Raw genomic sequence first — 22,135 nt, 5'->3', positions numbered from 1 at the left:
GTGGTAATAAAAAAGCCGCTCTTTTGGAACGGCTTTTATTCAGAGAAAGGAAGAATTTATTGTATTATCAGTTTTTTAGTGCTTACAGACTTGCCTGTATTTACTTGAACTAAATACAAACCGGATTTTAAATCGGATAATTGGAGTTCATATGTATTTGCGCCTGAATGAGCTAAAATCTCTTTGGAATACATAATCTGCCCAATGATATTTAATACTTCAATTTGTATTTTTTCATCCTTAGGTAAGTCTAAGGTGAGTAAAGTATTACCATTACTTGGGTTTGGATATAAATCCATGTTACTTACTTCGTGACTTAAATTATGTTGAAATCCAGTACAAATAGTGAGCCCTGCAAATTCCATGGTAACAGCGGAGAACCAATGTCTGTTTTCAGTTAATTGAGAATATGGGTTACTGTTTGAAACCGTGTATGGAACTCTTAGTTGCACGGTATTCGAACCTAAACAATTCACGTACAAACATGTTGGTGATTGAAAATGAAACATGGCTCTGTTTGCTACATTAGGATTAGCGCTAAAGCCGGGTCCGGGAGGTGTTGGTTTGGTTACGTTCACTTCAGTTGGCGAAAGTGAATTAATAGTTCCTGTTACCATAGCTCTGGCTTTAATATTGGGTTGAGTATTGTATTTTTTTTGTCCGTTGGTAAAATTCGTGTCTGATTCGGCCCAAGAGTAAACGATATAATTTCCATCGCTTGTTCTGCTTAATTGTAAACGTGCGTCGGATGATACTTTTGAATTTTGATCTATATCCCATGGGTTATCGGTATAACCGCCGGCTGCAGGCACAGAGCCAGGAACCTCGGTTGCCATAGAGTCAACCAGAGTAAATGTCCATGTACTTGTTCCATCTCCAATAAAATCGTATAAATAAGGGCGGGCCCCGGGAGTGTGCGGCCAGTTATATCCATCCGCACCAAAATTATAAGTATATTCTAAAGAATCATTGTGTTGTGAAGCCGTTCCAACTAAAGTAGAAAAAATATGCAATTTATTATTTACATCTACACTAACATCATAACCTTCGTCTACTTTAAAAAATGGAACTTCTAAAGTTGGATTTACATTAACAGCGGCAATGGATTGTTTAACCGGAGCAAATGCAGGAGCATTAAAGTCTATCCCCGGAATTAAGGCCCAAGAAGCTCCGGAATTAGTTGTTTTATAAATTATGGGTTGCCATCCTTTATTAGAACCGGTTGCCGTTGCGGCAGCACCTAAAAAAACTACGTAGCCATGTGTTCCACTTTGGTTCCAGGCCATTACCGGTTGATCCCAGGCTTGTTTAGTTTGATTTGTACGTGTTACAAAATCTGGTATAATTGTATCGCTGGTCCAAACAAATGTTCCGGCATTAAAAGTTCCCTTTACTATGGCGGCACCTCTAAAATCTGTTGGTGCTCCGGCACCACCATCATAACCGTAATAACGGTTTGCAATGGTGCGAACAATTCCGTCATCAGTTGCACTGAAAGAAGGTCTTGGAAAATCATGTTTGGCTAAACCAGGCGCAAAGGGCGGTGTATTAGCAATAAATTGTTGTGCTCCCGGTGCAGCACTAGCTGTATTATCATAATTTCCCATGCCTAATTGTTTACTGGCGTACCAATTTCCTGTCCAAGCAGTTCCGTCAGTTATCGGACCCATCCCTACTATATAAGCGTTACTCATTTGTAAATTACCCGGTGGATTATAAATTCCACCTTGCGGATAGCGGGCTAAATTACTTCCATTACTCCAAAAGCAAGTACTGTCCCAACTTTGTCCCCAACTCGTGCTAATTCTTGCAATCATTGCACCGGTATTTGATACCGGCAATGCAGTATAAGTACTCCCCTTTCTATGAATAAATGAGATGGCATTTAATTTTTCATTATAATTCAGTGGTCGATTCTGAGAAGATAATACGCCATAAATGTTTTCTGAACCTCCAATTGCTGTCCATGTTGCGGAAGGTAAGGCTCCGGGTTTGGCCTGGCTTTGATCAATAATGTTATTTGATTTAGTATTTGTTTTAACCACTGAATTACTTTCGTGTGGACTATTATACTTATCATATTTAGAAGCCAACTTTTCGGCCATATTGGTGTATCCGGTTATGGATTTAAATTTAGCCTGTTGGGCATTTAACTGTAGTGATAATAAACCAACAAGTAAAAACGAAATTTTATTTTTCATTAAAATGTATTTAAAAAAAAACGTCCCGTTTTGGGCGGGACGTTTTTAAGTGAATGATTAAAATTATTATTCAATAATTAATTTTTTAGTGCTTGTTGCATTACCAACTTTTACATTAACAATGTACATACCTGCACTTAAGTTTTCTAATGAAACATCAGTTTTGTTTACACCAAACTGACCTTCAAATGAAGAACTTTGAACTAATTGTCCAACTGTGTTGAATATAGAAACATTTACATTTCCGCTTTGCTCTAAGTCAACTGCAATGGTAGCTTTTGAGTGAGCAGGGTTAGGGAAAATTTCTATGTTCTTAACATTGTAAGCTAAATTTTGTTGAATTCCGGTACATGTTGTCAATCCGCCAAACTCTAATGTTCCTGCACTCACCCAATGTCTGTTTTCAGTTAACTGTGAATACGGATTACTGTTTGTAACAGAGAAAGGAACTTTAATTTGAACTGTGTTAGATCCAACGCAATTCGCAAACAAAGCTGTGGTTGACATGTAATGGAACATAGCACGGTTAGATACGTTCGCATTAACTGAGAAAGTACCCGGTACTGCAGGAGTTGGCTTTGTAACGTTAATCTCTGTTGGAGACATAGTCATTGAACCAGCTGAAACTAAAAGACAACGTGCTTTGATGTTTGGAAGGGAATTCCATTTTTCCTGAGCATTGGTAAAGTTAGTATCAGACTCCGCCCATGAATAAATAATATATTGTCCGCTTACATCTCTACTTAATTGTATACGAGAGTCAGAAGAAACTTTTTGGTTACTGTTAGCTGGATCTGGATCCCATGGATTAGCGGTATAACCGTTTGATGTACTTGTTGCACCCGGACCTTCAGATGAAAGTGAGTCAACAACAATCACTTCCCAAGGTGCTGAACCATCACCTACGAAATCATATAAATATGGTCTGAAACCAGGCGTGTGACCCCAGCCATAGCCATTTGGTGTAAATTGGAAAGTATAATTTAATGAATCATCGTGTGCTCTTGCAGTTCCTACAATGGTAGAGGCAATGTGTAATTTACCATTTGCATCAACTACAGCGTCATAACTTTCGCCGATGTTAAAGAAAGGAATTCCTAAAGCGGTATTAGTATTTACAGATGCAATGTAGTCAGTTACTACAGACATACTAGGAGCAGTAAAGTCAATTCCTGAAATTTTAGCCCAAGAACCGCCACTGTTAGTTGTTTTGTAAACGATTGGTTGCCATCCTCTGTTTGGAGAGTTTGGTTGTGCAGAATAGGTTGCATCAGAACCAATAAATACAACATATCCAATTGTTCCGGCTTCGTTCCAAGCCATGATAGGTTGACCCCATAGGTTATTTCCTGATACACTACTTTGAATAGTCGCAGGAATAATAGTGTCGCTGGTCCAAGTAACATTACCACCAACAAATGTTCCTTTTACAACAGCTGCACCTCTAAACCCGATCGGTTGACCGTTACCATCGGTGGCGTCATAACGACCACCAATTGATCTTACTAATCCATCATCGGTTGAAGCGAATGAGTAACGAGAGAAATCATGTTTTTGTAATCCAGGAAGGTAAGGAGGAGTGTTAGGAGCAAACTGCATACCGTTACCGGTAACTGCTGTAGCGTTATAGTTAGCTGAACCTAATTGCTTTGAAGCATAGAAGTTTCCAATCCATCCCGAACCATTCGTTAAAGGACCCATACCAACACCATATGCATTACTAATGTTAGTATTACCAGCAGGGTTGTATATACCACCTTGAGGGTAACGTGCACGCATTACTCCGTCATCAGATGCCCAAATACAAGTACTGTCCCAAGTTGAACCCCAGTTTTGCGATAAATGCATTACAATTGAACCGGAAGTACTAAAAGGTAATGTAGTATAAGTACCACCTTTTCTGTGTACAAATGAAACCGCATTCAATTGGTCATTATATTGTAAAGGTTTGCTATTAGAAACCAATACTCCGTAAATATTCATTGATCCTGCAATGGCTTTCCATTGAACAGTAGGAGCCGCAACAGCGCTCATGTTTTCGTCTCCGGCAGATGTAACTTCAATGTTACTGCCGTTTTGACTTGGAGCTTGTTTTGCAGTATGAGCAGCTGCCGGCTCATGAGGATTGTTTACAGTTGCATATTTAGAAGCTAATTTCTCAGACATATTTACTTCGCCTGTGATAATAGCTTTTGCACGACTGTTTTGGGAATAAGACGTTACTGCTGCAAGTAAAGCTGTCCCAAGTAGTAGTTGTTTTTTCATGTTATTTGGTTTTAGTTGTTTTCTTTAATTTTTAGAAGTAGCTAAAGTAATAATTAATACTTAAAAAACGTAAAAATTATAAGCAGTAAATGGAGATTTCTGCTAATTCTTTATGACAGTACGAGAATAAATGATGAAAGGTTGGTAATACGGTTGATATAACAAGTTAAATTCGAGATTTTAACAAAAAAATGAAAAAAGCCATTGATATTCAATGGCTTTTATTTTTATTGCAAGAATAAACTATTTTTTATTTACCGAGTCTGCTAAATCGGTTCCGGCTTTAAACTTCACCACTTTTTTTGCGGCAATTTTAATTTCTTTACCGGTTTGCGGATTTCTTCCCGTTCTGGCTGCTCTTTTTGCAACTGTAAAAGAACCAAACCCAACTAATCCGATTCGTTCTCCTTTTTTTAGTGCTTTGTTGATCGATTCAATCGTAGCATCTAATGCACGACCGGCGTCTGCCTTGGTTAACTTTGCTCCTGCTGAAATAGCATCAATTAATTCTGCTTTGTTCATTTTTTATAAATTAAGTTTATTAATATTAGTCAAGCGAATTTATAGTAAATAAGGCATTAATAAAAATGCTTATCAATAATATTAAGGCAATGTTGAAAAAGTAAATTATTGTTGATAAGCAGTCGATTTTTTTTTTGATCGTAAAATTATTGTAAACAATATCCGCTTTGAAATTTAAATCCTCTTAAAAAATCAGCGCTTAACATTCTTTTTTTTCCTTGCTGTTGCAATTCTATTATTTCAATAATTCCATCTTTGGCAAACACCATAATTTTATAATTTTCAATTAAAAGTGTACCTGCTTTTTCAGCATGTGATTTTAATTGATAGTTTGATTTTAATATTTTCCACTCCGAAAGTTCTTTATTCTCCAGCATTAATATGGAATAAGCACCGGGATAGGGAGATAATCCTCGTATTAAATTATGAATACTTTTTGCTGAATTATGCCAGTTTATTTTGCAGTTTATTCTATTCAATTTAGGAGCGTGACTAATTTTTGTTTCGTCCTGCTTAATAAATGGCAGTTCAATTTTATTTTCATCGGCATTACTTATCGCCTTAATTGTTTTCACAAGCAATTGCGCTCCGGTTATTTTTAATTTATCGTGCAAATCACCGGAGTTTTCAAAATCTGCAATTTCAATTTTTTCCTGAAATAAAATATTTCCCGCATCAATTTCATGCACCAGTTTAAATGTAGTTACTCCTGAATAATTTTCGCCATTGATAATACTCCAATTAATGGGAGCCGCACCTCTATAGGCAGGTAATAAGGAAGCGTGTAAATTATAAGTACCTAACCTTGGCATATTCCAAATTATTTCGGGTAACATTCTAAATGCCACTACAATTTGCAAATCGGCGTTAATGGCTTTTAATTCTTGTGCAAAATCGGAGCTTTTTAAATTGGCAGGTTGTAAAAGGGGTAAGTTGTGTGTTAGTGCAAATTTTTTAATCGGACTTTCAGTTAATAATTTACCTCTGCCGGCAGGTTTATCCGGCGCGGTAACAACAGCTACAATATTTAATTTGTTTTGGATTAATGCCTCTAAACTTGCCACGGCAAATTCAGGAGTTCCCATAAAAACAATGCGCATGTGTAAATTTAAGCACTATTGTTCGGATTCATTCAAAAAAAAACCGCAGATATAAATTACCTGCGGTTTTAAAAGTAAAGTAAGAAAATTATTCAATAATAATTTTCTTAACGCTTTTGTGTCCTTGGCTCTGAACGGTCAAGAAATAGATTCCAGAAGCTAAATCACTAACATTTAATGAAACTTTTTCTCCACCAGATAAACCTGCTTTTACCGGTTTGCCCAATACATCAGTTATTAAGAAGCTATAATCAATTACACCTGTAATATTGATGTTTAATTGATCTTTAGCCGGATTAGGAAATACATTCATTGAATTAATAGCTGAAGCAATTTCATTTACACCTGCACAAATAGAAACATCAACTGTTCTTGTTGTTGTACTTGTACTTCCTGTATTGTTTGCAATTAATGTAATAGTATATGGCCCTGTAGCTGTAAAAGTTATAGAAGGGTTAACAGCATTAGAGTTAGAAATAGAAGCTGCAGGATTTGTGCTCCATGTGTATGTAGGAATTGGAGCGCCTGTTGAGTTATTAGTCATGGTAACAGCAACACTTGCACATTGACTTGCATTTACTGTAAAATCAGCAACCGCATTAGTTGGAACGAATAAGTTCGGTCCGCTGTATTTAAATACGCCACCTGAACTGGCTAATGTATTACTACTAAATGAACCTACCCAACCCACTTGTGATGAAGCAAAATCAATGGCTAAGTATCCGATGTTTTGGCTATTCCAGCTATTCCAGGTAACACCGTTATCTGTTGAAAAAGAAAGTAACTGGTTACCTGCACCGTTTCCGCAAGACGCGAAATAAGCAGTTCCCGGAATTGCACAAAAATCATTTAAACCAAAGTTAGGATCAACGTTTGGAATTAAATTCCAAGTTGCACCACCATCAGTTGTATTAAATAAGGTTAAAGTACCTTGTCCTGTTGGTCCCCAATAGCAACTAGCTAAACCATAATTTTGATTTACAAAAGCTACATCTGTTACACCTAAAGCTGCTCCACCACCAATGGTTGAAGTTAACGCAGAAACTGACCAGGTTAAACCGGCATCAAAAGAGCGATACATACGGTTTTTATTGGTACCAAACCAATGATTTGTAGTACCCTCTTTACAATATACATTAACAAGACCATATTCACCTGCTGTTGGGTTAGGAATATTGGCGCCTGGAACCTGAGTCCAAGTTGCACCTGCATCTGTAGTACGATACAATTCCATTTCACCTCCAATAGCATCACCTTGTAACATACCTACAGAAGGTGTCCAAAATGAAACTACATTTAAAAAAGATTGTCCGGCAACAGAATACATATTAGGAGCTAACATATTCGTCCAAGTTGTTCCACCATTAGTAGTTGTATGCGCGGCACCGCGATCGGTAGTCCCTTTTAAGTAAGCAGAAACCCAAGCTGTGTTTCCATCAATACCTTCCATGTTAGCCATAATATAAGTATTTGTGTCAGCATAAGTGTTTCCTGAAGTAAATGTTGTTCCACCATCTGTACTTTTAGCCCACCAATTGTAATTTTGATTAGGAGCTCCACCGTTATATCCGGTTACCCAAACTGTATTTACATCAATGGCATCTAAAAAGCGAATACCGGCCGATGTAATGGAAAAGCTTGCGTTTTGTTGAATTGTCCAACTTGGGCTTGGCATTGGTTGTCCAAATGCAGCAGTTAAGCCTAATAGACCTAAAATTGTAAGTAATGTTTTTTTCATGTTATTATTAATTTTCTTGATTGATTGATAAAATTAGTGAATTTTTTAATTAAAAAATCACTTTTTTTATCGGGTATACCTTAAATACTCTATTTTTGCGTAAATTTTTTATGATATCAACAGATATAGCAATTATTGGTGCAGGCCCTGTAGGTTTATTTGCTGTATTTGAAGCCGGATTATTAAAAATGCGATGCCATTTAATTGATTATTTACCCAAGGCTGGCGGACAGTTATCTGAAATATATCCTAAAAAACCCATCTATGACATTCCGGGCTACCCTTCTGTTTTAGCACAGGAATTAGTAGATAAATTATTAGAACAAATTGAACCTTTTAAACCCGGATTTACTTTTGGAGAACGAATTGAGAGTTTGGAGAAAAAAGATGAAAGAGATTTTTTGTTAACCACAAACTTAGGAAATGTAATACAAGCCAAAGTAGTAGTAATTGCAGGAGGTTTGGGCTGTTTTGAACCTCGTAAGCCTGAAGTGACAGGCTTGGAGAAATTTGAAAACGGAAAAGGTATTCATTATATGATTATTGATCCGGAAAAATTCAGAAATAAAAATATTGTGATAGCCGGCGGAGGTGATAGTGCGTTGGATTGGGCAATTTATTTAGCTGATATCTGTGCAAATTTAACGCTGATCCACCGCAGTGAAAGTTTTAGAGGCGCACCGGATAGTGTAGCTAAAGTGATGAATTTGGCAGCAAGCGGTAAAATAAATTTAAAAGTTAATTCAGCCATTTCAGCAGTTGATGGAAACGAAAATTTGGAGTTAGTTGAAATTCAGAATTTAAAATCAAGCGAAAAAGAAAAAATTAAAGCAGATTGTTTAATACCCTTATTTGGTTTGAGTCCTAAATTAGGCCCTATTGATAATTGGGGATTAAATATTGATAAGTCAGCTATTGAAGTTAATACAGAAGATTACAGTACTAACGTACCGGGTGTTTACGCCATTGGCGACATAAATACTTATAAAAATAAATTAAAATTAATTTTATGTGGTTTTCATGAAGCTGCATTAATGAGTCATAGCGCTTATAAATATATTAATCCGGGCGTGAAATACACCATGAAATACACCACGGTGCAAGGAGTTAATGAGTTTTAGTTATAGATTGAGTTCGTTTAAGCAATTTTGCAAACAAATTTCTGCCCCATAATTTTGTTTCCACCAGCTCGCTAAATACTCTTGTTCTGTTTGACCGGGAGTTGGAATTAAAATCAAATTATTTTTTTTCATTTTATTTAAATCCATTAAGGTGCTAAACCCGCTTCTGCAAATTATTTTATTTGAGGAAGCAATTTTTTGAGATAAGGTTTTTGCATCGGGATTTATTACCATACTTACGTTTGGAATTTGCATGTTTATTTTTTGCGGACTAACTAATGCAAATTTTTTGGTGGGGTGTTTTTTACAAAGTATGAGCAATTTAGTGAGAAATATGTTTTGTTGGGGCTGCGGTCCGGAAAGGATTATGCAGTAATCGAATTCTAATTTCGATTCTAAATAAATTAATCTGGATTGTGGATTTATATAACGCACTTTAGTATGAAAATGTTTTCCATGTGAAAGCGCTCCCGACAAATTAAGTTTTTCGTTTTCAAAATCAGGAATCCATAATTCATCAAAATTTTGTAGCCACGATTTATTTATTTTTTGCAGGTAGGTATTTAAAAAAGGTGTTTTCAAAAAAACTTGATGACTAATTATTATGTTGTGTGTTTGATTGGAGAATAAACCGTAACGGCTATCGCTGATCACCACTTCAATTTGGTATTTAGCAATTAAGGCGTTTAATATTTTTTTTTCTTGTGCTACAATCGATTTTATTTTATTCGCTTGTAAAAATAATTTTAGCCAAAGGGGTAAAAAAGAAGAGTATCTTATATTATAGGCGGGTAATTCTTCAAAAGTTAAATCCGGAAATTCAGATTGAAAAAACGGTTTTGTTGCAGAGCACACCCCTAAAATTATTTTGTTTTCTTTTTTTAGTTTACGAATGATAGGAATACAGCGCGTGGCGTGACCCATGCCCCAATCCAATGCAGAAATAAATATTTTTTTTCCGGTAAACAGAAATGTTCAACTGTATTTAGCAAAAATGGAGGCCAAGATTTTATTACTATAGCAAAGGGCAATCATTACTCATGCGGATTTTGGTAAATACAAACTTTACAATCAAGCAAGTTGTATCTATCCAAAGTAAATACCCGCTTGATTTAATTAGGCATCAATTTTTGCGTACTTCGCGTTTTTCTCAATAAATTCTCTTCTTGGTGGAACTTCATCTCCCATCAACATGCTAAATATTCTGTCTGCTTCAGCAGCGCTGTCAATATTTACTTTTCTCAGGGTTCTGGTAGTTGGGTCTAAAGTGGTTTCCCATAACTGTTCTGCGTTCATCTCTCCCAAACCTTTATAACGTTGGATATTTACACTATCCGTTTTATCGCCACCCATTTCTTTTACTGCAAGTTCTCTCTGTTCCTCATTCCAGCAATAACGCTGATCTTTCCCTTTTTTAATTAAATACAAAGGAGGGGAGGCAATATACACATGTCCTTTTTCTATTAATTCTTTCATGTGCCTGAAAAAGAAAGTAAGAATTAATGTGGTGATGTGCGAACCATCCACGTCGGCATCACACATAATAATAATTTTATGGTAACGTAGTTTTTCAATATTTAAAGCTCTTTCATCCTCGGTGGTTCCTCTGAATACGCCGAGTGCTGTAAAAATATTTTTTATCTCTTCGTTCTCATATATTTTATATTCCAATGCTTTTTCTACGTTTAATATTTTTCCACGCAATGGAAGTATAGCCTGAAACTCACGATTTCTGCCTTGTTTAGCTGTTCCGCCTGCAGAATCACCCTCTACTAAAAACAATTCACACAAAAACGGATCACCGCTGGCGCAATCTGCTAATTTTCCCGGTAATCCGGATCCGGTCATCACATTTTTTCGCTGAACTAATTCACGGGCTTTTCGGGCTGCATGACGTGCCGTGGCCGCTAAAATTACTTTATCAATAATGGTTCGTGCTTGTTTCGGGTGTTCTTCCAAGTAATTTTGAAGAGCTTCACTAATCGCCTGGTCAACTGCCCCTATAGCTTCATTGTTTCCTAATTTTGTTTTGGTTTGTCCTTCAAACTGAGGTTCCGCTACTTTTACCGATATAACAGCTGTTAACCCTTCTCGAAAGTCATCTCCGCTAATTTCAAATTTTACTTTAGATAATAATCCGTTTTTATCTGCATAATTTTTCAGTGTACGTGTTAATCCTCTTCTGAAACCTGATAAATGTGTTCCTCCCTCGTGTGTATTAATATTGTTTACGTAACTCTGAATGCTTTCTGCAAAAGAGTTATTATAAAGCATAGCTACCTCAACAGGAATAGTTCCGCTGTTATTTTCAAAATAAATAGGTTCTTCAATTAATTTTTCTTTAGCTCCATCTAAATAAGTAACAAACTCGCGTAAACCGCCCTCGCTGTAAAAAACCTCACTAATCGGATTACCATTTTCATCTTTTTGTCTTTCATCTTCTAATGTTAAACGGATTCGCTTATTTAAAAACGATAATTCGCGTATACGATTAGCTAAAGTGGTGTAATTATATTCGCCGGTAATAAATATGCTTAAATCGGGCGTAAATGTTACTGTAGTGCCTCTTTTATCTGTGGTTCCTACTACCTTGGCCGGATAAAGTGGCTTACCTTTCGCAAATTCCTGTTTTGTAATTTTTCCATCGCGATGTACCTCGGCAATTAATAAATCCGATAATGCGTTCACGCAACTTACACCAACACCATGTAAACCACCAGAAACTTTGTACGTGTCTTTATCAAATTTACCTCCGGCGTGTAAAACTGTCATTACAACCTCCAGGGCGCTCACGCCAAGTTTAGGGTGAATGTCAGTTGGTATTCCTCTTCCATCGTCTGTAACACGTATTGAATTATTTTCCAATATGGTTACTGTGATATTTTTACAATGTCCGGCTAATGCCTCATCTATGGAGTTATCTATTACTTCATAAACTAAATGATGTAGTCCTTTAATTCCGATATCGCCAATATACATGGCCGGTCTTTTTCTTACTGCTTCGAGTCCTTCTAATACTTGTATATTATCCGCCCCGTAATTCGATTTTTCTGATGAAATCTCTGACATAAAATGGTTCTGTTACTTATTTTTTATTAACTTTTAAATATACCTAAAAATTGGCTTATATCGCTCTAAAATTCCACTTGTTTTTACTAACAATGTGTTAAAAAAATCGATTAAAAAAATAAGGTTATTTTTGTTACAAATCGTTGTTATGTTGTGGCATTTTTTGCGTTACCTGCTTACCTTTATTTATCCAACTTTTTACAGTCGGATACAAACCAGAAATAAGCATTTTTTGCAAAAAAAAGGACCAGTAATTGTAGCCATGAATCATCCGAATGCTTTTACTGATCCGGTTGCCGTTATTTTTAATATATATCCAACCAGATTATATTATTTGGCAAGGGGCGATGCCTTTAAAGCCGGATTGGTGACAAGGCTTTTAGAGTCTTTGGGAATTGTTCCTATTTTTAGAATTCAGGATGGCGGAAAGGAAGGATTAAAGAAAAATGAAGATGCTTATAGGCGAGTGAATTATTTGTTGGACAGGGATAAAAAAATGGTGGTATTTGCTGAAGGTTTATGTATTCAGGAAAGAAGATTGCGCCCGCTAAAAAAAGGAGTTGCCCGCATGACCTTTGGTGCACAAGAATATTTAAAAAACAAACAATTACTGGTAATACCGGTTGGTGTAAATTACAGTCAGCCCGATAAACTGAGAAGTACTATTTTTTATAATGTGGGCGAACCTTACACTTTGGATAAATATATGGCGGAGTACAACGTGAGTGAAGCCAAAGGATATAAAAGTTTTTTGAATGAGCTGGAGGGTAAAATGAAAGCATTAATTACCCACATTAATAACAGTGAATATGATGAAACCGTTATACTGATTGAAAAGATGTGCAAATCAGCCTTTTTAAAAAGTCAAAATTTAAACAAGAAAGACCTTTACGATGATTATAAGGTTACCAAACAAATTACTGAATTAGTTAATAGCGCTGAAATTAATAATAAGGAGGTATTGGATGAAGTTAAAACTAAAATTAAACCTTATTTCAAAGCACTTCATAAAGCCGGAATGCGCGACTGGATAATTGATCCGCAAAATAAAGAGTATTTAAAAACGCTAGCTGTGTTGTTGAGGTGTTTTATAGTAATTATTGGTTTCCCGGTTTATTTAACGGGATTGTTATTGAATTATTTACCATTTAAATCAACCGAACTTATTACCAAAGCGATTTTGAAAGGGAATAAAGAATTTTATTCCTCCATTTGGATTGGCTTGGCTACTTTTATCTTTTTGATTTATTACGTGTTATTATTTATTGTGGTGTATCATTTCTCTTCTATCGTATTATATCCGATACTGGCCTTTTTAACAGCAGGAATAACCGGTAAATTCGCCTTACACTTTCATTATTATTTTTTGAAATTTTTAGGCATAATAAGAGCTGTACTAAACAAAAGGAAATTTTTTGAACTGAGCACTAATAGAGCATCAATTGTGGAATTAATTAACAAATTTTAATTAAAAGAATAAATAGCTTTGGCATAGGATTTGAATCAAATGGATTTAAATATGAAGCATAAATCAAATAAAAATTTAATATTTCTAATTTCAAGTATTGGAATTTTGTTTGCGTTTGCTCCTTTACAAGTGCCTCAGCTTTTTATTCCTGTACAAGCGTGTTCGGTAAGTGCCGAACCTTTGCCGGTTCAAAAAAACATAGCATTTAGAGAAGGGGAAGTTTTGACCTACAGAATGCACTATGGTGCATTAAACGCCGGTATGGCTGTTTTGGAAGTGAAACCGGATTTAATTGAAGTAAACGGCCGAAAAGTTTATCACATTGTTGGCAATGGTTTTACAATTGGTAGCGCCGATTGGTTTTTTAAAGTGAGAGACCGATACGAGACTTATTTAGATAAAGATGCTTTATTGCCCTGGTTGTTTGTAAGGCGAGTTGATGAGGGCGGATACAAATTCAGTCAGGATTACAGTTTTAATCATTACACTAAAAAAGTGGATATTGGTAATGGCGAAAAATTTGATGTGCCGGTTGGCGTGCAGGATATGGTTAGTGCATTTTATTCAGCCAGAAATATGGATTTAAGTAATGCTAATCCCGGTGATATTTACACGATGGAATGTTTTGTGGATAAGGAATTGTGGCCGTTAAAAATAAAATTTGTTGGACGAGAAGAAATAAAAACCGACTTGGGAAAATTTAAGTGTTTAAAGTTTTGTCCAATTGTACAAAAGGGCCGTGTTTTTAAAAAGGATGAGGATTTAACGGTTTGGATAAGTGACGACTTAAATCACATTCCAATGCGGGCTCAGGCCAAAGTATTAGTAGGCAGCATTAAAATGGATATTACGGGTGTAAAAAATTTATCAAACCCAACCAGTAAAGTAAATTAAATTTTCAAACCAATTAAAATCATGTCGTCCGTTTGCGGCATACTGGCTTTCCAACTATTTATTGTATTATAGATATATTGTTTTTGCTCTGCCATTGGTAATTTCGAGGCTTGCAGTAATATATCGCGAAATCTTTTCATGGATAATTTTTTATTATCAGGGCCACCATGTTGATCGCGTATACCATCGCTAAATAAATAAAAGCTACAAGCAGATTCTTTTAATAATGTTTGGGCTGTAAACACGGTGTCAATATTTTCTCCAATGGATATACGTTGAGACCTCAGGTCAACTAGTTCATTTGGAGTAATCATAATCGCATCTAGTTTTGCGCCGGCATAATACACTTTTTTGCTTTTCATTTCGATGGAGATCACTGAACAATCCATTCCGTCTCTTACATTTTCAACATCCAAACTAAGTTGACGATAAAAAATATTGTTTAAACGCGTAAGAATTTCTCCGGGATTCCATAACATTTCCTCATGCACAATTTGATTGAGTAAGGATGTTCCTACAACACTTAGTAAAGCGCCCGGCACTCCGTGACCTGTGCAGTCACCCGCAAAAACGATTAAATGATTTTTACATTTTCCAATCCAATAAAAATCTCCACTCACCTTATCTTTTGGTTTGGTATAAATAAAACTTTCCGGAATGGATTCGTTTAACTCATTAGCGCCAACAAAAATTGCCTTTTGAATTCTCTTCGCATAAATAATACTATCCAACAACTCTGCTTTTTGTTCCTGAATTTCTTTCGTGCGTTCTTTAATTATTTTCTCCAACATGTCTCGCTTTTTGGCGTTGGATCTAAATCTTAAAAAGACGAAAAGAACAAAAACAACAAGCAGTGTAATTAGTAAAACCGGAAAAAACCATTTGGTTTTATAAAATGGCGGAACTATATTGATGTTAATGACAAAAGGTTCCATACACCAAATCTGATCTGCATTGGCTCCCAGCAATTCAAAGCGATATTGTCCCGGCGGCAGGGAGTTAAATATTAAATAATTTTCTCCAACAGGTGAGCGCCATTCATTTTCAATAGGAAGTAATCTGAATTTAAATCTGTTTTTTTCGGGAAGATTAAAATCCAATACCGTAAAATTAATGCGGAAAGTATTTTGTCTTTCATTTAAAACAAGCTCATCATTACTCTGAATATTATTGAAGGTTAAATTATCAGAGAGCACTTCAAATTTTGTAACATCAACTTTAGGTGAAATGAAATGGGACACTTGAAAGTCGGGATTCATGATAGACAAGCCATTATGTGATGCTAAATACATGTAGCCATCCAGTAAATCAATTTTATGAACAACATTAGAAGGCAGCCCGTCATCGGTGTTCACTTCCGTAATTTCTTTCGTATCTAAATTATAACGAGTTAAGCCTCCATTACCGGTAAACCATAAACTGCCTTTGTACAATAAAATTGACGATGGCTCAGAAAAATATTCATTATTCTTATTATAAAGTATTTCATACTTGTTATTTCCAGTCGAAAATTTTATTAATCCTAAAAATTGTGAACCCAAAACCACTTCGTTATTATCAGAAACCACGGCACAACTGATGTTGCCGGTGTTTGGTAAATCTATACGTTTTGTTTCGAGTGTAGTTGGATTTAATTTAATTAAACCATTTTTGAAACCGAAGTATAAATTACCGCTGCAAAAGAAAGTGCTGTAAAATACGCCATCAATATTATTCAATCCATCTACAACATTAATTTTTTGAGATTGTTTATCGAAATAAAATATTTCGTTTTTTCCTCCTATCCAAATTCTGTTTGAGTCGATTGGGTCTTGCATACCCGAAGCGCAATAATGTTCTTGAAGTCCGTAATAATATTTTTCCTTTACGGATTCATTTTTAAAAACGAGTTTTTGAAAATTATTTTGACCAAGCACATACACATCGCCGTTTTTGTCTTCAATAAACTGGTTAACGAATCGTTCTATATTTTTATACTCTGCATTTGGTCCGAAGTTTATGGCTTTACGCGTTTTTTTATTATAAATTGAAAATCCTTCGCCATCTACTCCAACAAAAACCGTTTGATTTTGCTTTCTGCTTGGTAATACTGCAGTGAGCATGTTGCCCATTAATGATTGCTTAAAATTTTGCGGATCTTTTTGGATGATATCAATATTGGGCCTTTTGTTAGTGATTTTTTGTAGGCCTACATCTGAACCAATCCATAGGATATCATTATCATCTCTTAATAAAGCCCAACACTTATTACTCATTAGGGAGTTTGGTAAATCGGGACTATGACTATAAGTTTGAAATTCCTTTTTATCAATATCAAAAGAAGTAATGCCGTAACTCCAGTAACATTGCCAAATGTAATTATCTTTGGTGTGTGTGTACGAAACATTTGAATAGAATCCGTTTGGGGCCAGATAAAAAGTACTGTTATTAGTTCCGGGATTGATACAAGTTAGGCCATTGTCGTTCGCTACCCAAATATTACCCAAATAGTCTTCAGAAATTCCACAATGATGTGTTTTATTTTCAATATCAATTTCATGTAGTCTACGACTACTAAAATTATAACGAAAAACTTGATAAATTAAACCAGAGCTTTTTCTTATTCTTGCGCCTATCCATAAATTCCCTAATCGATCAACGCACATACAGGTAATATGCCATCCTTCTAACAATTTTGAGTTGCGATGGGAAATGGTTTGTAGTTGATTTTTAGTTTCATCAAATAATAAAATTCCGTCGCCAGTACCAGCAACTACAGTTTTACTAACTGCTGTTAAACAATTGATATTATTTTTTAAACCTGCATTTTCTTCTTTCTCGTTGAAATAAATTCTCTTGAACTGATCTGAATCGTAGTTGTAAATGTTTAAACCATTACGAGTACCTATAAAAACATGATTGGGCTCATTTTGATAAAAAGAGGTAATTGCGGGATTACTCAAAGAACTCGAATCATTAATTAAGTAACGGTATCTGGTAAAGCCGTATCCATTATATTTATTTAATCCGCCGATGGTGCCTACCCAAAGGTATCCCTTTGAGTCTTGAAACAAAGCACTTACAAAGGGGTTACTCAGGTTTTTGGTGTTTACTTTATCAATAATCTGTGTTTGTGAAATAAGTGTTTGACTTGAGGAAAACACAAGAACAAATAAATAGTAATAAATTTTTTTCACACGCAACATAAATGGCACAAGTGCATATTCAAATATACAGAATTATTATGGGTTGATTATAATAGCCCGGATAAGATTTGACCGAAACGATAGATGTCATAAAAGGAGTTATACAAAGGAACCGGAGCACAGCGTATTACATTTGGTTCTCTCCAGTCGGGAATTACTCCATTTTCGATTAATCCTTTATATAAATTCTTGCCATAGCCATTAGCAACTATTGAAAGTTGACAACCTCTGTTTTTAGCAGGTGTTATTATTTCAAGGCAATTGTTTTTAGTGGTATTAATTTCATGAATTACTTCTTCTAAAAAGTTGACCAGCTTTTTGCTTTTTTCATTTAATTTTTTCATTCCAACTTCATCAAAAATATCCAAACTTGCATTGCAGGCAGCCATACTTAGAATTGGAGCATTACTCAGTTGCCAACGTTCGGCAGTTTCGATGGGCACAAATTTTTTATCCATCAGGAATCTTGTTTTTTTATCATGTCCCCACCACCCGGCAAAATGCGGAATTTCGATATTAGTTAAATGTTTTTGATGCACAAAAGCACCGGCCACGCTTCCCGGTCCGCTATTTAAATACTTATAAGAACACCAAACTGCGAAATCAACATTCCAATGATGTAATTCCAATTCTAAATTCCCGGCAGCGTGTGCAAGATCAAATCCAACAAAAGCTCCTGCTTTATGACCGGCTTCAGTGATGGCTTTCATATCAAACACTTGTCCGGTAAAATAATTAACGCCACCCATTAGAATTAACGCAAGTGAATCCTTATGTGTTTCTATGGCCTTTAAAATATCTTCTTCCCGGATATGATATTCTCCTTCTCTTGGACTAACTTCAATTATGGCATCCTGCTCATTAAACCCATGCGAAGTGGCTAATCCGGCATGAAATTTTACCTGAGATTGCAAAGCATACTGATCGCTGGGAAAAGCTTTAGCTTCACATAAAATTTTATAACGTTTAGCGGTAGGGCGATAGAAAGAAACCATTAATAAATGCAGGTTAACTGTAAGTTGGTTCATCATTATCGTTTCTTCAGGCAAGGCGCCTACAAGAGTAGCCATTTTTTGCGTGAGAATTTCGTGATAAGAGAGCCATGGATTTTTGGCCAGAAAATGACCTTCAACGCCAAACTTAGCCCAGTCGTTTAATTCCTGTTGCAGGTATTGAGCGGTGCTTTTTGGTTGTAACCCCAAAGAGTTTCCGGTGAAATACACCACATCTTCATTATTATGTTGCGGAATATGAAACTTTTCGCGGTAAGCTTTTAGAGGATCAAGTTGATCTAGTTCAAGAGCCCGTGATTTGATTTTATTTTCAGTTGTCGATTCTTTCATGCCCAACAAATTTACAAGAAAAAAGTAAAACGAGTTTGATTTAATTTGGCTTTAGAATTAGCATTATTTCGAATTTATTTTCTCCCATTTTGCTTTAAATGTATAAGTGAGCACCTGAGCGCGTTGAATTGCTAAATCAGCCTTTTCACCTTTAAAATTTTCTGATACTGTTCTAGTCCAAACTTCAAGCCAAATATCAAACATGGGTAAGTGTATCGGTAAATGCAAATGTTTATCAAATACATTAGTTTTATATCCCTCTTCCTCTAACAACACAAAAGACCAGAATTGAACAATATTAGGAATGTGTTTTTCGAAATTTAATCCTTCGAATGGCGGTTTCATTTCGTCTATTTGCAGTAATGCGTTGTAGAATTTTTTTATTAAAAACTCTATGTCATTTTTACTCTTAATGTCCTCCATACGACGTGTAAGCCTTACTTGAGTTCGGGTTCTTCTGTTTTGGGAATAAGTTCATCCAATGGTTTAGATTCCATTTCTTCAGCACTTTTCTTTTTTTTCGCTGTTGAATTTTCGGTGGTGCCGGCGAGTCGTTTCAGAATATATCCGGTTTCGCCGGTTGTACTGAATTTAACTTTTAAAAAATAGTTGGTGATTTCATAAACGTTATAATTTTTGCCTCCCGGCAAATTGCCAATTACTTTGGAAGCAATATTTGGAGATTCATACACCTCACAGTTATTTGGAACAAACCAAGCAGAAATCGCTTTCTGTTCCGTGGTTAAAGAAGAAGTATTTATTACTATGGAAGGTGTTGGTGTTGTTGAATTCACAATTGCTGCCAGCGTTGGGCTAGCTTCTGTTATTAATTTAAGAGAATCAACTGCTGTAGAATCTGTTCTTGTTTTTTCAGGTAGGATGGAATCTTTAACAACAGGTATAATTTCAGGGTTTTGCTGAGGTTGAATATTTTCAATGGGCTTATCCAACTGTTCTGTTACTGTATTTGAAGCGTTTTTAATTTCTATAAACTTATAAAGAATGATAGATAGAAGTAAAATAGCAACTCCAAAAATTACGGGAATAATAATATTACGTCCAATACTTAAATTAAAGTTTGGTAAACTGCGAGGTTTATGCGAACTTTTATTGTATTCCGAATAAGATTCAAACTGTATAAAAGCATCTTCTCTATAGGGAACGGTCCGATCTTTTAATCTCGAGCGTAGGTTTTTTTCGTCTATTTCGTAATTAAAAGGACTGCTCATACTTGGTTTGTCTCAAACTTTTTTCAATATTTTTTTGTAAATTGAATCGTGCTTTTTCCAAATTACTTTTAACTGTTTGTTCGCTCGCTTCAAGTAATCGTGCTGCTTCTTCTATGCTATAACCTTCAATAATGTGTAAATTAAATATTAATCGTTGCGATGGCACCAATTGCTGTAAAGCTTTAATCAGAATATCCATATCAACTGTGTAATAGTCTATAATTTGGTTGGCATTAAAAAGATCATAATCACTACTCAATTTTTGTGTAGCGTACACGGTGCTGGCAACATAATATTCGCTGCGTAGATTTTTAATTTGCCGAATAGTTTCTTGTATAACTTCTTTCTCCAAAAATTCAGGCAAGTTAATCTGTGTGTTTTTAGATTGTTGCAGTTGTTGCAGTGCAAAATTAAATGCAACGTGAAAAATCTCGGTGGCCTGAGCCTGACTTTTACAATAACGCTGAACTAAAGCAAATAATTTCCCGTAATGCGTTTCAAAAAGGTATTTTTTACATGCCTTATCATTTTTGTGCAAGCCCTGTATGATTTCAGTTACGGTCATGAAAAGGGTTCTTTTATCTCCTTTAACGAATTTACTTTAAATAAGTTGCAAAACTACCACATTTTAAGCCTTTTCCAATCAGAATTTTAGAGAATAAGACAATATGAAGCACTTATATCCATTTAGGGGAAACAAATGGAGATGGTTTCAATAGATTTCTATTAGCTATATAAAAATCTAATTTAATACAGCAACCTTTTTTTAAATTATTTCTTCATAATTATTACTGTATTGGTAATCAACACGCTTATTCACTTCATCTTTTTTTCTCCATTTTGAACTGTTTAAAACTAAGCACCACATGTTAATTCATTATCTGATTCGCCTGACCTTTTTTTTAAATATTTGCATTTACTAAAATCAACACACACATTATATAATATATTAAAGAGATCTTACGCATTATGACCGAACCAATTCTAGCAGAAAACAAGGACCGTTTCGTCCTCTTCCCGATAAAGTATAAGGACATTTGGGAATTTTATAAAAAAGCCGAAGCCAGTTTTTGGACGGCAGAAGAAATTGACTTGGCCTCAGATTTACAGGATTGGAATAATAAATTGAACGATAATGAAAAACATTTCATTAAACATGTATTAGCTTTTTTTGCAGCCAGCGATGGAATTGTGAATGAAAATTTAGCGATAAACTTTACTAATGAAGTTCAATATCCGGAAGCCCGTTGTTTTTACGGATTCCAAATTATGATGGAAAATATTCATTCGGAAACCTACTCCCTTTTAATTGATACGTATATAAAAGATCCGGTAGAGAAAGATTATTTATTACACGCAGTTGATACAGTGCCTTGCGTGAAGGAAAAGGCAGATTGGGCTTTAAGGTGGATAGGTAATGGCAGCTTTGCTGAAAGGCTAATTGCCTTTGCGGCAGTAGAAGGAATATTTTTCTCCGGTTCTTTTTGTTCTATTTTCTGGTTAAAAAAGCGGGGTTTAATGCCCGGCTTAACTTTTAGCAATGAACTAATTAGCAGAGATGAAGGTTTACATTGTGATTTTGCATGTTTATTATATACTAATCATGTAAAAAATAAATTGCCTAAAGAACAAGTTACTAAAATCATTGTTGATGCGGTAACTATTGAAAAAAAGTTTGTGGTTGATGCAATTCCGGTTAAATTGATTGGAATGAATTCAGACCTCATGTGTCAATATATAGAATTCTGTGCCGATCGATTACTATTGGCATTGGATTGTGAAAAATACTTTAACGCTTCAAATCCATTCGATTTTATGGAAATGATTTCGTTACAAGGAAAAACCAATTTCTTCGAAAAACGTGTGGCAGAATACCAAAAAGCAGGCGTGATGGGCAAAAGCGAGGAAAATAATGTATTTAAGCTAGATGAGGACTTCTAGAAAAATACTGGTAGGTTAAAATCCCCAATTCAACAGATGTGGCTTCAAATTGAGCCGGA

The 22,135-nt window shown here is 35.4% G+C and carries 16 protein-coding genes; 4 read left to right on the top strand and 12 right to left on the bottom strand.

All coding sequences use genetic code 11. The annotated features are described in order from the left end of the window. Window positions 1-56: 56 nt before the first annotated feature. The 5 genes from IPM51_12720 to IPM51_12700 all read right to left on the bottom strand — a co-directional run bounded on the left by IPM51_12720 (window position 57) and on the right by IPM51_12700 (window position 7,826). Complete coding sequence (locus IPM51_12720; GenBank protein ID MBK9285156.1) at window positions 57-2,201, bottom strand: T9SS type A sorting domain-containing protein; 2,145 nt, start codon at window positions 2,199-2,201, stop codon at window positions 57-59. 66 nt (window positions 2,202-2,267) lie between these two features. Next, window positions 2,268-4,466 (bottom strand): T9SS type A sorting domain-containing protein, encoded by a 2,199-nt coding sequence (locus tag IPM51_12715; protein MBK9285155.1) that lies wholly within the window; start codon window positions 4,464-4,466, stop codon window positions 2,268-2,270. Window positions 4,467-4,709: 243 nt separating this feature from the next. Then, complete coding sequence (locus IPM51_12710) at window positions 4,710-4,988, bottom strand: HU family DNA-binding protein (GenBank protein ID MBK9285154.1); 279 nt, start codon at window positions 4,986-4,988, stop codon at window positions 4,710-4,712. Window positions 4,989-5,134: 146 nt separating this feature from the next. Further along, the gene (locus IPM51_12705; GenBank protein ID MBK9285153.1) at window positions 5,135-6,088 is read right to left on the bottom strand and encodes a methionyl-tRNA formyltransferase; all 954 of its coding nucleotides are present in this window, start codon (window positions 6,086-6,088) and stop codon (window positions 5,135-5,137) included. Between the two features lie 88 nt (window positions 6,089-6,176). Continuing rightward, complete coding sequence (locus IPM51_12700) at window positions 6,177-7,826, bottom strand: T9SS type A sorting domain-containing protein (GenBank protein ID MBK9285152.1); 1,650 nt, start codon at window positions 7,824-7,826, stop codon at window positions 6,177-6,179. A gap of 110 nt (window positions 7,827-7,936) precedes the next feature. Between IPM51_12700 and IPM51_12695 the strand changes: the two genes are divergently transcribed. After that, on the top strand, window positions 7,937-8,947 hold the full coding sequence (locus tag IPM51_12695) for an NAD(P)/FAD-dependent oxidoreductase (protein ID MBK9285151.1): 1,011 nt from the start codon (window positions 7,937-7,939) through the stop codon (window positions 8,945-8,947). Here the strand turns inward: IPM51_12695 and IPM51_12690 are convergent, their stop codons facing one another. Both IPM51_12690 and gyrB read right to left on the bottom strand, forming a co-directional pair. Beyond that, window positions 8,948-9,871, bottom strand: coding sequence for a hypothetical protein (locus IPM51_12690; GenBank protein MBK9285150.1), 924 nt, complete (start codon window positions 9,869-9,871; stop codon window positions 8,948-8,950). A gap of 192 nt (window positions 9,872-10,063) precedes the next feature. Next, on the bottom strand, window positions 10,064-12,016 hold the full coding sequence (gene gyrB, locus IPM51_12685; protein ID MBK9285149.1) for a DNA topoisomerase (ATP-hydrolyzing) subunit B: 1,953 nt from the start codon (window positions 12,014-12,016) through the stop codon (window positions 10,064-10,066). 232 nt (window positions 12,017-12,248) lie between these two features. Between gyrB and IPM51_12680 the strand changes: the two genes are divergently transcribed. After that, window positions 12,249-13,484: a 1-acyl-sn-glycerol-3-phosphate acyltransferase gene (locus IPM51_12680; GenBank protein ID MBK9285148.1), complete on the top strand. Its 1,236-nt coding sequence runs from the start codon at window positions 12,249-12,251 to the stop codon at window positions 13,482-13,484. Window positions 13,485-13,535: 51 nt separating this feature from the next. Next, window positions 13,536-14,378, top strand: coding sequence for a DUF3108 domain-containing protein (locus tag IPM51_12675; GenBank protein ID MBK9285147.1), 843 nt, complete (start codon window positions 13,536-13,538; stop codon window positions 14,376-14,378). Here IPM51_12675 and IPM51_12670 read toward each other — a convergent pair. The 5 genes from IPM51_12670 to IPM51_12650 form a co-directional block, all read right to left on the bottom strand. Then, window positions 14,375-17,521, bottom strand: a complete 3,147-nt coding sequence (locus tag IPM51_12670) for a SpoIIE family protein phosphatase (GenBank protein MBK9285146.1) — start codon at window positions 17,519-17,521, stop codon at window positions 14,375-14,377. The genes IPM51_12675 and IPM51_12670 overlap by 4 nt on opposite strands. 89 nt (window positions 17,522-17,610) lie before the next feature. Beyond that, a complete protein-coding gene (gene kynU / locus IPM51_12665) occupies window positions 17,611-18,906 on the bottom strand; it encodes a kynureninase (protein ID MBK9285145.1) in 1,296 nt (431 codons plus the stop codon). A 63-nt stretch (window positions 18,907-18,969) separates the two neighbouring features. Next, window positions 18,970-19,329, bottom strand: coding sequence for a group III truncated hemoglobin (locus IPM51_12660; GenBank protein ID MBK9285144.1), 360 nt, complete (start codon window positions 19,327-19,329; stop codon window positions 18,970-18,972). Between the two features lie 14 nt (window positions 19,330-19,343). After that, the gene (locus IPM51_12655; protein ID MBK9285143.1) at window positions 19,344-20,135 is read right to left on the bottom strand and encodes an SH3 domain-containing protein; all 792 of its coding nucleotides are present in this window, start codon (window positions 20,133-20,135) and stop codon (window positions 19,344-19,346) included. Then, window positions 20,119-20,700 (bottom strand): sigma-70 family RNA polymerase sigma factor, encoded by a 582-nt coding sequence (locus IPM51_12650; GenBank protein ID MBK9285142.1) that lies wholly within the window; start codon window positions 20,698-20,700, stop codon window positions 20,119-20,121. The genes IPM51_12655 and IPM51_12650 overlap by 17 nt, the downstream gene beginning before the upstream one ends. Window positions 20,701-21,104: 404 nt before the next feature. Here IPM51_12650 and IPM51_12645 point away from each other — a divergent pair, with 404 nt between their 5' ends. Then, window positions 21,105-22,076: a ribonucleotide-diphosphate reductase subunit beta gene (locus IPM51_12645; GenBank protein MBK9285141.1), complete on the top strand. Its 972-nt coding sequence runs from the start codon at window positions 21,105-21,107 to the stop codon at window positions 22,074-22,076. The last annotated feature ends 59 nt before the right edge of the window (window positions 22,077-22,135 follow it).

The organism is Sphingobacteriaceae bacterium (genome assembly GCA_016715905.1).
In the GTDB taxonomy this organism is placed as follows: Bacteria; Bacteroidota; Bacteroidia; order B-17B0; family Aurantibacillaceae; genus Aurantibacillus.
This window is presented reverse-complemented; position numbering and strand designations above follow the sequence as displayed.

Bases quoted from the DNA above. Each gene is read 5' to 3' on its own strand.
- IPM51_12720 (MBK9285156.1), bottom strand. From the start codon at position 2,201: ATGAAAAATAAAATTTCGTTTTTACTTGTTGGTTTATTATCACTACAG.
- IPM51_12715 (MBK9285155.1), bottom strand. From the start codon at position 4,466: ATGAAAAAACAACTACTACTTGGGACAGCTTTACTTGCAGCAGTAACG.
- IPM51_12710 (MBK9285154.1), bottom strand. From the start codon at position 4,988: ATGAACAAAGCAGAATTAATTGATGCTATTTCAGCAGGAGCAAAGTTA.
- IPM51_12705 (MBK9285153.1), bottom strand. From the start codon at position 6,088: ATGCGCATTGTTTTTATGGGAACTCCTGAATTTGCCGTGGCAAGTTTA.
- IPM51_12700 (MBK9285152.1), bottom strand. From the start codon at position 7,826: ATGAAAAAAACATTACTTACAATTTTAGGTCTATTAGGCTTAACTGCT.
- IPM51_12695 (MBK9285151.1), top strand. From the start codon at position 7,937: ATGATATCAACAGATATAGCAATTATTGGTGCAGGCCCTGTAGGTTTA.
- IPM51_12690 (MBK9285150.1), bottom strand. From the start codon at position 9,871: ATGGGTCACGCCACGCGCTGTATTCCTATCATTCGTAAACTAAAAAAA.
- gyrB (MBK9285149.1), bottom strand. From the start codon at position 12,016: ATGTCAGAGATTTCATCAGAAAAATCGAATTACGGGGCGGATAATATA.
- IPM51_12675 (MBK9285147.1), top strand. From the start codon at position 13,536: ATGAAGCATAAATCAAATAAAAATTTAATATTTCTAATTTCAAGTATT.
- kynU (MBK9285145.1), bottom strand. From the start codon at position 18,906: ATGAAAGAATCGACAACTGAAAATAAAATCAAATCACGGGCTCTTGAA.
- IPM51_12660 (MBK9285144.1), bottom strand. From the start codon at position 19,329: ATGGAGGACATTAAGAGTAAAAATGACATAGAGTTTTTAATAAAAAAA.
- IPM51_12655 (MBK9285143.1), bottom strand. From the start codon at position 20,135: ATGAGCAGTCCTTTTAATTACGAAATAGACGAAAAAAACCTACGCTCG.
- IPM51_12650 (MBK9285142.1), bottom strand. From the start codon at position 20,700: ATGACCGTAACTGAAATCATACAGGGCTTGCACAAAAATGATAAGGCA.
- IPM51_12645 (MBK9285141.1), top strand. From the start codon at position 21,105: ATGACCGAACCAATTCTAGCAGAAAACAAGGACCGTTTCGTCCTCTTC.